This window comes from Rhizobacter sp. P2_H2, from assembly GCF_056403375.1.
In genome coordinates, this window is record NZ_JBFUFP010000059.1 from 1 (window position 1) to 13253 (window position 13253).

General features: G+C 70.5%; 12 protein-coding genes and 1 pseudogene. 3 read left to right on the plus strand and 10 right to left on the minus strand.

Translation table 11 applies throughout. The features are described 5' to 3' along the window. The 4 genes from AC1D15_RS06340 to AC1D15_RS06355 all read right to left on the minus strand — a co-directional run. The coding region (locus AC1D15_RS06340; protein WP_477825334.1) for a TonB-dependent receptor plug domain-containing protein at positions 1–1502 on the minus strand (1502 nt) is incomplete at its 3' end. Positions 1503–1575: 73 nt separating this feature from the next. Further along, positions 1576–2958 (minus strand): sensor histidine kinase, encoded by a 1383-nt coding sequence (locus AC1D15_RS06345; protein WP_477825335.1) that lies wholly within the window; start codon positions 2956–2958, stop codon positions 1576–1578. Continuing rightward, positions 2955–3620, minus strand: a complete 666-nt coding sequence (locus AC1D15_RS06350) for a response regulator (protein ID WP_477825336.1) — start codon at positions 3618–3620, stop codon at positions 2955–2957. Before AC1D15_RS06350 ends, AC1D15_RS06345 begins: the two co-directional genes overlap by 4 nt. A 4-nt stretch (positions 3621–3624) precedes the next feature. Next, a complete protein-coding gene (locus AC1D15_RS06355) occupies positions 3625–4515 on the minus strand; it encodes a DUF535 family protein (RefSeq protein WP_477825337.1) in 891 nt (296 codons plus the stop codon). 189 nt (positions 4516–4704) lie between these two features. On the opposite strand from AC1D15_RS06355, the gene AC1D15_RS06360 reads away from it, so the two are divergent. Together AC1D15_RS06360 and AC1D15_RS06365 are read left to right on the plus strand one after the other, a co-directional pair. Then, positions 4705–5298, plus strand: coding sequence for a hypothetical protein (locus AC1D15_RS06360; RefSeq protein WP_477825338.1), 594 nt, complete (start codon positions 4705–4707; stop codon positions 5296–5298). A 115-nt stretch (positions 5299–5413) separates the two neighbouring features. Then, positions 5414–5923: an ureidoglycolate lyase gene (locus AC1D15_RS06365; protein WP_477825342.1), complete on the plus strand. Its 510-nt coding sequence runs from the start codon at positions 5414–5416 to the stop codon at positions 5921–5923. On the opposite strand, the gene AC1D15_RS06370 is transcribed toward AC1D15_RS06365, so the two are convergent. The 6 genes from AC1D15_RS06370 to AC1D15_RS06395 are packed head-to-tail and all read right to left on the minus strand — an operon-like array spanning position 5911 to position 12636. Then, on the minus strand, positions 5911–7095 hold the full coding sequence (locus AC1D15_RS06370; protein WP_477825339.1) for an amidase: 1185 nt from the start codon (positions 7093–7095) through the stop codon (positions 5911–5913). The two genes, AC1D15_RS06365 and AC1D15_RS06370, sit on opposite strands and share 13 nt — an antisense overlap. 16 nt (positions 7096–7111) lie before the next feature. After that, the gene (locus AC1D15_RS06375) at positions 7112–8098 is read right to left on the minus strand and encodes an ABC transporter ATP-binding protein (protein ID WP_477825340.1); all 987 of its coding nucleotides are present in this window, start codon (positions 8096–8098) and stop codon (positions 7112–7114) included. Positions 8099–8119: 21 nt separating this feature from the next. Then, entirely contained in the window at positions 8120–9148 is a 1029-nt protein-coding gene (locus AC1D15_RS06380; RefSeq protein WP_477825341.1) for an ABC transporter ATP-binding protein, read from the minus strand. Then, a complete protein-coding gene (locus tag AC1D15_RS06385) occupies positions 9145–10014 on the minus strand; it encodes an ABC transporter permease (protein ID WP_477825343.1) in 870 nt (289 codons plus the stop codon). The genes AC1D15_RS06380 and AC1D15_RS06385 overlap by 4 nt, the downstream gene beginning before the upstream one ends. A gap of 37 nt (positions 10015–10051) precedes the next feature. Next, positions 10052–11005 carry an ABC transporter permease gene (locus tag AC1D15_RS06390; protein WP_465113505.1) on the minus strand — a complete coding sequence of 318 codons (954 nt, stop codon included), beginning with the start codon at positions 11003–11005 and terminating at the stop codon, positions 10052–10054. A gap of 2 nt (positions 11006–11007) precedes the next feature. Continuing rightward, a complete protein-coding gene (locus AC1D15_RS06395; protein ID WP_477825344.1) occupies positions 11008–12636 on the minus strand; it encodes an ABC transporter substrate-binding protein in 1629 nt (542 codons plus the stop codon). A 312-nt stretch (positions 12637–12948) separates the two neighbouring features. Between AC1D15_RS06395 and AC1D15_RS06400 the strand changes: the two are divergent. Then, a pseudogene (locus AC1D15_RS06400) lies at positions 12949–13253 on the plus strand (Zn-dependent hydrolase); the annotation flags it as partial.

Genomic DNA, 13253 nt, shown 5'->3' on the forward strand with positions numbered 1-13253 from the left:
CCGTTGACGTACTTCAGCGCCGGGTCGTCGACCGCATAGCCCTGGAAGGTCTTGCGGTAGACCTCGGCACGCACCGACCAGCCGGCGTCGAGGGCCTGCGTCACGCCCAGCACGTACTGCGTGCTGCGCAGGTGGGTGAGCTGCGGGTTGCCGATGTCGCGCAGCGCCTGCTCGATGGGCGGTGGCTGGTGGTGCCGGCCCATGCCCGCCGACACCAGGGTGCGTGGCAACACGTTCCACTCCAGTCCCAGGCGCGGTTCGGTGAAGGTCTGCCGCAGGTAGAAATCGCGGCTGGCACGCAGGCCGCCGGTGGCCGTCCACTCGGGTGACAGCCGCCACCGGTGATTGGCGTAGGCCTCGGCCTGGTTCTGGCGTGTCTTCTGCAGCGAGACCACGCGACCGGCGGAGCTGATGTCGCAGTTGGGGTCGAACTCGGTACAGCGCGGGTCCTGGATGTCCAGCTCGAGATCGACGAGGCGGCTGTTCACCACACCGCCCAGCGTCGTGGCGTGCTCGGGCGTCCAGGCCAGGCGCAGCTGCTCGCGCAGGTAGGTGGTGACCACCTCGGCGTCGTAGTGGCCCGCGCTGCCGATGCGCGTGAAATCGCGCGTGGCCATCCGGCCGAGCGCGAGCTGGTTGCCGGTGGACGGGGCGAAGTCGCCATCCCAGCTGAGTGCGAAGCTGCCGTAGGACTGGCGCATGCTGCTGTTCCCCAGCAGCACCGGGTCGCGCTGGGCCGCCCTGGAGCCTTCCTTCGTGGTGAAGTCGATGCGGTCGTTGGCCGTGCTGAAGTCCAGGCGCAGGCGGTTGCCCGGGTTCAGGTCCCACAGCAGCCGGCCCTGCGAGTCGTGGTACACGGGCACGGTGAGGCTGACACCTTCCTTCTCATCCTCCACCGTCTTGACGGCCAGGTCGAACCAGCTGCGCCGGCCGGCCAGGAAGAAGGACAGGCCATCGCCGATCGGCCCTTCGGCCAGCACGCTGGCGCCGAGCAGGCTGAAGTCGAGCTTGCCGCCGAGGCGGTCGCTGCGCGGGTTGCGCAGCGAGATGTCGAACACCGCGCCCACCACGTCGCCGTACTCGGGGCTCCAGGCGGCGCTGGCCAGGTCGAAGCGGCGAATCAGGTCGGAGTGGAAGGTGCTGGCGAAGCCGCCCAGGTGGAACAGGTAACCCACCGGCAGGAAGTCGACGTAGTAGGCGTTGTCCTGCGGCCGTGCACCGCGCACGGCGGGCGCGCTGCTGTTGTCGTCGGTGGTGGTCACGCCGGGCAGGGCCATCACGGCCTTCATCGGGTCGCCGCTGCTGCCGGGGATGCGCGACAGCTCCTCGCGCGTCAGCGTCTGCTTGCCGGCGGCGTTGTGCGCGCGTTTGCCCTGGATCTCGACGGTCTCCATGCGCAGGGCCTCGGCAGGTGCTTCGGCATCCTGGGCCCAGGCAGCGGGGATGCAGGCCAGGGTGACGGCACCGAGGGCAAGGGGGTGAGGGGGGCGCAGGCGTGGCATGAAGCACAGGGAGCAGTGACGAGGGGCCGGATGTTCGCCGCAGCCACCTTCGTGCTTCCTGAAGACAGGCCCCCTAGGTTCGGGGGAGGTCGACGGTGAAGCTGCAGCCGCGCCCGCCGGGGCCGGCCTGCAGGTCGACGTCGCCGCCCAGCGAGCGCGCCGCTTCGCGCACGATGGCCAGGCCCAGGCCCGCGCCGCGCTCGTCGCCGGGCTTGCCGCGCCAGAAGCGCTCGAACACCTGTTCGCGGTGTTCGGCGGCAATGCCCGGGCCGTTGTCGACCACGCGCAGCTGCCAGCGCGCAGGCTGCACGTCGATGCTCACGTCCACCAGCACGCCGCGCCCGCCGTAGCGCAGCGCGTTGTCCACCAGGTTGCCCAGCATCGAGCGCAATGCACGCGGGTCGGTGGCCAGCACGGCGTTGTCGGGGCCGCTCAGCGACAGCTCGCTGCCGAGCCCGGTCGCTACCTCGGTCATGCCGGCCAGGGTGTCGCGCGCGACGTTCATCACGTCCACCGGTTCGCGTGGCGCGAGCGCGGTGGCGTCGGCCTGGGCCAGGCGAAGCAGCTGGTGGGCCAGGTGCGAGGCGCGCTCCACCGCGCCCTGCAGGCGGTGCGCGGCCTCGTGGCGCGCCCGGCCCTCGCTGGCCTGCAGCACATGGGCCTGCGTGCTGATGACGGCCAGCGGGGTGCGCAGTTCGTGCGCGGCGTCGTGCACGAAGGCCTTCTCGCGGGCGAAGGTGGCGGCCATGCGTTCGAAGAGCCGGTTCAACGCCGTCTGCAGCGGCAGCAGCTCGCGGTAGCCCTTGGGCAGCACGATGGGGCTCATGTCGGCGGGCGCGCGCACGGCCACCTGGTCCGACAGGCTGTGCAGCGGCGCCAGTGCCGCGCGCAGCGCCAGCCACACCGGCAGCAGGATGACCGGCAGCGTCAGCGCCAGGTAGCCCAGCAGCTCGACGCCAACCTCGAGTGCGGCCCAGCGCGTGCGCTGCACGTCGTCGTCGAGCAGCGTCACGGTCCAGTGCGGGCTGCTGGCGGTGTAGCTGCGCAGCGTGGCGCCTTGATGCACGGCTTCCGACAGGCCATCGGGCAGGCGCAGCGGGTCGGCGTCGCCGGGCTGCGCCGCCGGCAGGCGCAGGCCGCCGTCGCGGCGCGACACCAGCAGCAGGGGCCGCGGCTCGCCGTGCGGATCGTTGGCCGCGGCGTCGGCCCTCAGGTGCAGGAAGACGGTGACGCCGGCGCTGACGCTGGCGTCGTCGGGCATGCGGTCCAGCGTGCGTGCCAGGCTCTGCGCATTGCGCAGCAGAACACGATCCAGTTCGCCCGAATCGCGCCTGAGCGTTTCCCACAGGATGATGCAGAAGAAGACGAGGAACAGCAGCACGATCACGCCCAGCATCGCCAGCAGCACGCGCCGCTGCAGCCGCGGCGGGCGCGCCGTGGCGGCGGCCGCGCTCAAGCGCGCTCTCCGGCCAGCAGGTAGCCGATGCCGCGCACGGTCTTCACGCGCTCCGCACCGACCTTGCGCCGCAGGTTGTGCACATGGACCYCGATGGCGTTGAAGTCCAGCGGCTCGCCCAGTGGCGCCAGGGCCTGCGCCAGGCGGTGCTTGGGCACCACGTTGCCGCCGGCGTGTGCCAACGCAGCCAGCACGTCGAACTCGCGCGGCGACAGGCCCGCCGGCTCGCCGTCCACCGTGCAGAAGCGCCGGCGCATGTCGATGGCCAGCGTGCCGATGGTCCATACCGAAGCGGCCTGCTGCGCTGCGCGCCGCGTCACCGCGCGCACGCGCGCGACCAGCTCGACCACGGCGAAGGGTTTGACGATGAAGTCGTCGGCGCCTTCGTCCAGGCCGGCCAGGCGATCGCCCAGCGCGTCGCTGGCGGTGATGACGATCAGCGGCACGGCCAGGCCGTCGCGGCGCCAGGCGCGCAGCAGGTCGAGCCCGTGGCCGTCCGGCAAGCCCAGGTCGAGCAGGATGCAGTGATGCCCGCCTGCCAAGGCGAAGCGGTGGGCGTCGGACGCCGTGCGCAGCCATTCACTGCTGAATCCGGCGCCGCGCAGCGCCTGCTGCAGCGACGCGCCCAGGTCCACGTCGTCCTCGATCAGCAGCAGGTGCATCGCGTCATCGCGTCATCGCCGATGCGGCGTCCCGGCAGGCCTCGAAGAAGGCGAGCTTGGCGGCATTGCGGCGGCGGTACTGGGCGCGGTGCTTGGAGGCCACCTCGCCGTCCGGCCGGATCTGCGGCAGGGCCGGCAGTTGCCAATGGCGCGGGCCGAGGCGGTCCGCGCCGGCCTCGGACCAGACGCTGTCGTAGTCGAGCTGGATGCGCCGCCGCCGGGCATAGCCTGCCGAGACGTGCGCATGCTGGGCGACCGTGACCGGCGCCGGCAGGCCCCAGCCCGCGCACAGGCCTTGCAGCGCGCAGAGCAGCAGGGCCGACGGCCGCAGGCGGTGCAGTTGGGTACCCAACTCGCGCATCAGCGCCTCGGTGCCGCGCACCCCCTGGAAGCCGGCGACGAAGGCGACGCTGCGTTCTGCGCAGGCGATGCCGGCCGCGCGGGCGCCGACGACGCTGAAATGGGTCGACACCAGGCGCTGGCCCCGGTACATCAGGTCGAAGCTGAGCTCGCCTTCGCGGCATTGCGAGGCCGACTGCCGCAGCACGAGCGCGACATCGCTGCAGCTCTCGGCCGCGAGCGGAAGCAGCAGGCCCTGCTGTTGCCACAAGGCCCGGCAGGGTTCGGGCCGCAGCGTGGTGTGCAGCCAGTTGAAATGGAGCACGACGCAGGCTGCCCGGTCGGCCACGCTCAGTCCGTCGCAGAGGTAGGGGCGCAGGGGCCGCAGGCTCACCTCGATCGGGTAGTGCGCGCCGTGCTCCAGCTTCAGGCGGTGCAGCGAAGCCAGGCAGGTCTGGACGCCGGCCTTGTGCAGCGCAAAGCGCCAGAAGAACTTGACGGCGCGCCTGAACGTGGCCCACCTGCCTCCCGCGCCATCGTCCGTGCTTCGGAACAAGGCGCGCCAATCCCCCCGGGCTTGCGCCGCTGCTGCAAACATCCTCTGGTCTCCTCCGGCCCTGGTGAATCGAATCGCCTCCCGGCGATTGAATGTTTGCAAAACTTTACCATCCAGAAATGATTGGGAGGGCTCGTTTCCTTAAGGGTTCCTTAGCAACCAGGCTCGGGCGATCGTCGCGGATCCGGAGTGGCATCACGCTTCAATCGACGCTCCATCAAGACGCCAGAGGCGGTGACTGCTGCAATCTCAAGCTCACCAAGGAGCCGGCCGCAGCCGCGTTGCGAGAACAATTTGCCTTCCATCCGCACCATCGTCGTCACTGGAATCTCTGGAACCGACACGACCCAGGCCATCGGGCTTCTGGGTGGCACCAGCCACCTGGCCAGGCTGCGACAGTTCCTTCCCGCCATGCTGGATCTCAGCGTTTGCGAACTGGACGACGGCGAGAGAGTCGTCCTGTTCGGTGTACCGCCCACCGCGTGTGCCGAAGTCGTCCGCGCTGCCAAGCCCATGGGCCTCATTGTCCTGGTCGATGGCGGCCGCCCCCATCCTGTCCGCGACTTGCTGGTGTGCCTGGACGCATGCGGCGATGCGCGGGCCTTGCCTGCCATCAGCGTTGGCGTCTACGGGGAGGCCGACAAGTCTTTGACACGCCTCGGGAGCTTGCAGTCGGCGTTGATCTCCCGACATCTCGCGGGCCCGGTGCTCCTCGTTGACCTGCAACGGCGGGGCGATCTCTACATGCTGATCGATTCGGTCCTGGTGCAAGCCTGTCCGTAGGCTTTGCCAACAGCCGGAAGAACGCTTGCTGCCCGAGTGGGAGTTCACCGACGAGTTCAACGTCCCTGCGCTCCACCGCAAGAGCGCCGGCCCCGCGCCGGGCAGAATCTGCCCGATGAACCCGCCGCCGCCCCACCGCCTCGTCCCGCAGCCGCTGACATCCGCAGCCTTCGCGCCCTACGGCACCGTGCTGCAAGCCCCCGGCGGCACGGGCCGGCCCATCAACGGCGGCACATCGCAGCGTTTCGACCTGGTCGACGACCTGCAGCTCCAGCTGCAGGGTGGGCGGCCGATGCTGGCGATCTTCCGCGCCGCGGCCCGGCGCTTCCCGCACAGCGTCGACGAGATGGAACGGCACGCGCTGGGCAGCCAGAGCTTCGTGCCGCTCGGCGCGCGCCGCTTCGTCATCGTGGTGGCAGCCGCCGGCCCGCGGCCCGAGGCGGCGGACCTGGCGGCCTTCATCACGGATGGCGAACAGGGCGTGACGCTCGCGCCGGGCACCTGGCACCACGCACTGCTGGCCGTCGATGCCGGTGACTTCGTGGTGCTCGAACGGGCGGCGCCGCAGGTCGATTGCGACGTGCACCCATTGGCCCGGCCGGCCGTCGTCGATCAGGCCTGGTGAGCCATGCGTTCGGCCAGCGCCACCAGGCCGCGGTCGCTGCCGGCAGGCCCCAGCAGCGACAGCCCCAGCGGCGCACCGTCGCGGCGGGCCAGCGGCATCGACAACTGCGGGAACCCGCTCAGCCCGGCCAGGCACAGCAGGCGGATCGCCAGGTTGCGGTAGTCCTCCAGCCCGGCCTCGCCGACGGCGCGCAGCGGTGCGATGTCGGGCATCGTCGGCATCACCAGCACGCCGTCGCTGCCGAGCAGTTCGCCGAGGTGCGTGCGAAAGCGTTCGCGGAACGCGCGCGCCTGCACCACCTGCTCGTCGGTCACGCCGCGTGACCAGGCAAAGCGCTCGGCCACGCCCGGCCCCAGCGGCGGCGCAAAGCGCTCGATCAGCGGGCCGTCGGTCTGCCAGGCCTCGCGGCCCTGCAGGTGGCGCAGATGCCAGTACATCGCGTCGAAGGAATCGAGCGCGACGCTGACCTGTGCCGCCGATCCGGCCAACGCCTGCAGGCGCTCGGCGGCAGGCCGCAACGCCTGCACGGCCGCGGGCTCGGCCAGCGCCCACAGGTCGCGCGGCCACAGCAGCCGCACGCCGCCGCCCGGCGACGCCGCATCCGCACCGAGCAGCACATCGGCCACGCGGGCGAAGGTCTGCACCTCGCGCGCGAACCAGCCGCAGGTGTCGAGGCTGGGCGCCAGATCGAGCGTGCGCTGCAGGCTCACCCGGCCATGCGTCGGCCGCAGGCCGTAGAGGCCGCAATGGCTGGCCGGTGCCCGCACCGAGCCGCCGGTGTCGGTGCCGAGCGCGAAGTCGCACAGGCCTGCCGCCACCGCGGAGGCCGAGCCCGACGACGACCCGCCGCAGATGCGCAGCGGCGCGGCAGGGTTGAGCGGCGCGCCGAAGTGCGCGTTGTCGCCGTTCATCGAGAACGCGAGCTCATCGGTCACCGTCTTGCCGATGAAGCGCGCACCGGCATCGAGCAGGCGCTGCACCGTCGGCGCGGTCTGCGGCTTGATGCCCGACATCGCCAGCACGAACGGGTTGCCGCCGCCGGTCGGGTAGCCGGCGACGTCGAACAGGTCCTTGACCGCGAAACCCAGGCCCGACAACGGGCCGGTGGATGCGTGGGGCACCGGCGCGTCGGGGTAGGGGACGAAGGCGTGGACAGGGTCGTGCAGGGGCATCGTGTCTCCCGGGGATTCAAGGCAGCGCGCTCACCAGCCCGGCTGCGGCATCGGTGCGCAGGCAGCGCGCCTGGTGGCCCGGCGACAGGAGCACCGGCTCGGGTTGGACGCTGCGGCATTCGGCCACCGCGAGCTTGCAGCGTTCGGCGAAGGCACAGCCCGGCGGCAAGGCCGACAGGTCGGGCGGCGCGCCGCCGATGGTCTCGAGCCGGCTGCCGCGCGCCAGCGCGCCGTGGGCCCGGCTGCTCAGCAAGGCGATGGTGTACGGATGGCGCGGCGAGCGGATCAGCTCGCGGGCGCTGCCCTCCTCGACGATGCGGCCGGCATACATCACCGCGATGCGATCGGCCACCTCGACCGCCGCGCCGATGTCGTGGGTGACGAAGATCACCGACAGCCCGAGCTCGCGCTGCAGCTCGCGCAGCAGCAGCAGGATCTGGATCTGCACCGTGGCATCGAGGGCGGTGGTCGGCTCGTCGGCCAGCAGCAGTTGCGGCCGGCAGGCCAGGGCCAGCGCAATCATCGCGCGCTGGCGCATGCCACCCGACATCTCGTGCGGGTAGGCCGCCAGCCGGCGCTCGGGGCTCGGGATGCGCACCAGCTCGAAGAGCGCCAGCGCGCGCTGTTTCGCGACGGCGGCCGATACCTTGTCGTGCCGGCGGATGGATTCGACGATCTGCGCGCCCACCGAGTACACCGGGTCGAGCGCGAGCAGCGGTTCCTGGAAGATCATCGACGCGACCTTGCCGCGGAACGCCGCCAGCTCGCCGGCCGACATCGCCAGCACGTCGCGGCCCGCCACCCGCACGCTGCCACCGATGCGGGTGCGCCGCTCGGGATGCAGGCGCAGCAGCGTGCGCAGCGTGACGCTCTTGCCCGACCCCGATTCGCCGATCAGCGCCAGCACCTGCCCGCGCTGCACCTGCAGGCTGACGCCGCTGACGGCCTGCACCGGCGCGCGTCCGCCGGTGAACACGACGCCCAGGTCTCGCAATTCCACCATCGGGTCCTGCATCGATTGCCTCTAGATTGCTGCCGGGTGGCCGCTGCCCGGTTCGTGCATCAGGCAGGCCACGGTGTGCGCGCCGCGCCGCTCGGCCAGCACCGGCGCGCGCTGGCCGCACACCGGCGCGGCATCCGGGCAGCGCGGATGGAAGCGGCAGCCCGCGGGCGGGTCGATCGGGTTCGGCGGATCGCCCGCCAGCAGCGCCCGTTCGGTGCGGTGGTCCGGGTCCATCGACGGCATCGACGACAGCAGCGCCCGCGTGTACGGGTGCAGCGGCCCGGCGTAGAGCGACTCCGACGGCCCGAGCTCGGCCACGCGGCCCAGGTACATCACCATCACGCGATCGCTCAGGTAGCGCACCACCTGCAGGTCGTGGCTGATGAAGACGTAGGTGAGGCCGAACTCGGCCTTCAGGTCGAGCAGCAGGTTGATGACCTGCGCCTCGACCGACTTGTCGAGCGCCGACACCGCCTCGTCGAGGATCAGCAGCCGCGGCTGCAGCGCCAGCGCCCGGGCGATGTTGACCCGCTGCCGCTGCCCGCCCGACAGCTCGTGCGGATARCGTTCGGCGAAGCGCTGCGGCTCCAGCCCGACGCGGGCCAGCAGGTCGCGGGCCCGCTGCACCGCCGGCCGGCGGCCGCTGCCGTGCACCTGGGGCCCGAAGGCGATCGAGTCCTCGATCGTCAGCCGCGGGTTCAGCGAGGCATAGCTGTCCTGGAACACCATCTGGACCTGCCGATGAAACTCCTTCAGCGGCAGCTCGCGGCCCCCCACGGTGCGGCCGTCGAACACCACCTCGCCGGCGGTCGGCCGGATCAGCTGCATCAGCAGCCGCGCGGTGGTCGACTTGCCGCAGCCCGACTCGCCGACGACGCCGAGCGTCTCGCCCTTGCGCACCTCGAAGTCGACGCCATCGACGGCACGCACGCTGCCGCCGCCGCGGCCCAGGAAGCCCGTGGACAGCGGGTAGTGCTTCTGCAGGCCGCGGATGGTCAGCAGCGGCTGCGCCGGACCGCCGACGTCGTCATGCACAGGACTTGTCGTCATCCCTTGTTGTCCATCGCCGAGCGCAGGCCGTCGGAAAGCAGGTTGAAAGTGATCGAGGTGATGAAGATCATCGCGCCCGGCAAGGCGGCGACCCACGGCTGCACGTAGATCGCCGTGCGCAGCGTGTTCAGCATCAGGCCCCACTCGGGCTCGGGCGGTTTCACGCCCAACCCGAGGAACGACAGGCCCGAGGCCAGGATCATCGACACCGCGATCAGGCTGGTCGCGTAGACGAAGATCGGCCCCAGCACGTTGCCCAGCACGTGCACGCGCACGATCGTGAAGGCGCCGGCGCCCGATGCCCGCGCCGCCTCGACGTAGTCGCGTCCGCGCACCTGCGTCGTGACGCTTTCGGCGACGCGCGCGATCTGCGGGATGAACACGATCGTCAGCGACACCAGCGAATTGAAGACGCCGGCGCCCAGCGTGCCCGACAGCGCGATCGCCAGCAGCACCGACGGGAAGGCATAGAACACGTCGACCGTGCGCATGATCGCGGCGTTGACGAAGCCGCCCGCATAGCCCGCGACGATGCCGATGGACGCGCCGAACAGGAAGGCGCACAGCACCGGCGTGATGCCCATGAAGAGCGACAGCCGCGCGCCGACGACCAGGCGCGACAGCATGTCGCGGCCGAGTTCGTCGCTGCCCAGCGGCAGCCCCGGCGTGCCGATGGGCTTGAGCCGCTGCAGCATCGAGGCCTGGTACGGATCGGCCGGCGCGAGCCAGGGCCCGAACAGCGCGAGGCCCAGCAACATCAGCACGGCGATGGCGGCACCGACGGCCACCGGATCGCGCAGGAAGCGGTGGCCGACCGAGGCCCAGTAGCCGCGCGAACGCCGTGCGGGCGAGGCCGACGGCGACATGACAAGGGTGCTCACGGCCATCCTTTCCTCACTGTCCTCACCCTCGCGCGATGCGCGGATCGAGCAGCGTCTGCAGCACGTCGACCAGCAGGTTCAGCAGCACGAAGAACATCGCCAGCACCAGGATCGTGCCCTGCAGCAGCGGCAGGTCGCGCTGGAAGATGGCGGAGTTCAGCAGGAAGCCGGTGCCCGGCCACGAGAACACCGTCTCGATCAGGATCGAGCCGCCGAGCAGGTAGCCCAGCTGCAGGCCCATCACCGCCAGCGCGGTGGGCGCCGCGTTCTTCACGACGTGGCGGAAGATGCCGAAGCTCGTCAGGCCCTTGGCCCGCAGCCCGACGACGAACTCCTGGTCGAGCAGTTCCGAGACCAGCGCCCGCACCGTGCGCGCGATGATGCCCATCGGGATCACCGACATCGTCAGTGCCGGCAGCAGCAGGTACTGCAGGTGCGCGCCGTCCCAGGCCCAGTCGTCGGAACCGCCGGGGCCGGCACCGGTGGCGGGCAGCCACATCAGCTGCGACGAGAACACGATCACCAGGACCATGCCCAGCCAGTAGTGCGGCACGCTGACGCCCAGCACCGACAGCATCGATGCCAGCCGGTCGATGAACGTGCGGCGGAAGTAGCCCGCCACGAAGCCGAACAGGCCGCCCAGCGCGAAGCCGATCAGCGTGGCCACCACCGCCAGCCGCAGCGTGTTGACCACGGCCTTGAGCACCTCGCCGACCACCGGCCGGTTGGTCGCGATCGACACGCCCAGGTCGCCGTGCAGGGCCCGCCACAGCCAGGCGGCGAACTGCTCGGGGTAGCTGCGGTCGAAGCCGTACAGCTGCCGCAGCTGCGCCTGCAGCTCGGCCGACGCATCCGGCGGCAGGATGGACACCAGCGGATCGCCCGGCGCCAGGTGCACCAGCGCAAAGCACACCAGCGCGACGCCGAGCATGATGGGCAGCGCAAGCACGATGCGCCGGGCCAGGTAGGCAAGCATGCTCAGTCCATCGTCATCGTCGCGATGTCGATGAACCAGCTCTTCGGCTGCACGACGTTCTTCACCTTGGGCGACATCGCGCGCGGGCCGACGTCGTGCGCGATCCAGACGAAGGGCGCGTCATCGACGATGTGGGCGTGCAACCGGGCCAGCGCCGCGTTGCGCGCCGTGTCGTCGAAGGCGGTGCGGGCATCGGCCACCAGCTTGTCGACCTCGGCATTGCCGTAGTAGCCCCAGTTGTTGGACACCGGCGGGAAGGTCTTGGTGCTGACGAAGCGCACCATCGCGAAGAACGGGTCCATCGCCGCGAAGCTCACGTTGACGGCGCTGGCGCCGTTGGCCGACGGGTCCTTCGCGCCCTTGCGCCAGTTGGTGAACAGCGTGTTCCACTCGATCACGTCGAACTGCACATCGAACCAACACGCCTTCAGCGACTGCTGCACGAACTCGTTCATCGGCAGCGGCTGCATCTGGCCCGAGCCCGAGGCCGAGATCTGCACCTTGACCTTCAACGGCTTGGCGGCCGAGTGGCCGGCCTGGGCCATCAAGGCCTGGCCCGCCTTGACGTCGTAGCGGATGTCGAATGCCGGGTTGCCCCACCACGGATGGCCCGGCGGCACCGTGCCCTTGGGCTCGGCCATCATGCCGCCCAGCAGCTGCTTGAGGCCGCCGCGGTCGACGCACAGGTTGGCGGCCTGGCGCACGCGCTTGTCGAGCCAGGGCGAGCCCTCGGCGAACGACAGCTGCCACGGCCAGACGTGCGGCTGCGCGTTCGAGTAGATCTTGAAGCCGCGCTGCTGGATCTGCGGCATCGCATCGGGCGAGGGCGCCTCGATCCAGTCGACCTGGCCGCCGAGCAGCGCGGCGGTGCGCGCATTCGCCTCCGGCATCGGGATCAGCACCACCTTGTCGATCTTCGGCGTGCGCTTCGCATCCCAGTAGGCCTTGTTGGCGGCCAGCTCCAGCCGCTCGCGCGAGACGAAGCGCGTGACCTTGAACGGGCCGGAGCCCGAAGGATCGGCGGCAAAGGCCGTCCAGGCCTGCTTGGCGCGCTCGGCGGCATCGGTGGTGGCGGCAGGCACCGCCTTCAGCTTGGCGTCCCAGTGCGCGGGCGAGGCCATGAAGAGGTTGGTCAGGTTGATCGGCAGGAAGGAATCGGGCTCGCTGGTGGTGAGCTCCACCGTCAGCTCGTCGATCTTCTTCGCGCTGCGCAGCGTGGGCATGCGCGAGGCGGTCACGCCGACCTGGCTGGCATCGAACTGCGGCGCCGACTTGTCGAGCACCTTGTTGACGTTCCACACCACCGCGTCGGCATTGAACGCCGAGCCGTCGTGGAACCTGACGCCGGGGCGCAGCTTGAACACCCACTTCGTCCTGTCCTTGGCATCGACCGCCCAGGACGTGGCCAGCGCCGGGATCAGCACGCTCGGGGCATCGGCCTTCGACAGGTCCCATTGCGTGAGCGAGTCGTAGATCGGGATGCCGGTGAAGCGGTTGCCTTCGAAGCCCTGGTCGGGCTGCCCCAGCGTGCGCGGGATGTCGGCCGCCGTCATCGCGATGCGAAGCACCTTCTCCTGCGCCATGGCGGCTGCGCCGCACAGCAGCGAGACAGCCATCGCGGGCACGACCATGCGATTGCGCAGGCGCGAAGACAACAACGGGTTCGGGCTCATCGGGTCACCATCCGGGTGGGGTTGAGGGGTTCACGGGCTCGACACCGGATATGCAAGCGCTGTGCCAAACGGCTTGCCGTGTATCGATAATCGATACCACAAGACTCTTTTTCGATACCTGGTGACTGTTTGTCCATATCATTGGCTCGTAACTTGCTGTCCGCCCGGCGCTGCCATTCAACCCCTTCCATCTGCACTCACTCCGTGAACAACACCCTTTCCGCACCCGCCACGCTCCAGGTCGATGGCGCGCGCCTGTGGCAATCGCTGATGGACCTGGCGCGCATCGGCGCGACGCCCAAGGGCGGCGTGCGCCGCATCGCGTTGACCGACGAAGACCGCCAGGGCCGCGATCTCGTGCTGCGCTGGTTCCACGAGGCCGGCATGGCGGTGCGCATCGACGAGGTGGGCAACGTGTTCGCGCGGCGCGACGGCAMCGACCCCGCCGCGCGCGCGGTGGCCACGGGCAGCCACATCGACACCCAGCCCTCGGGCGGCAAGTTCGATGGCAACTTCGGCGTGCTCGCGGGCCTCGAAGTGGTGCGCACCCTGAACGATCACGGCATCTGCACGCG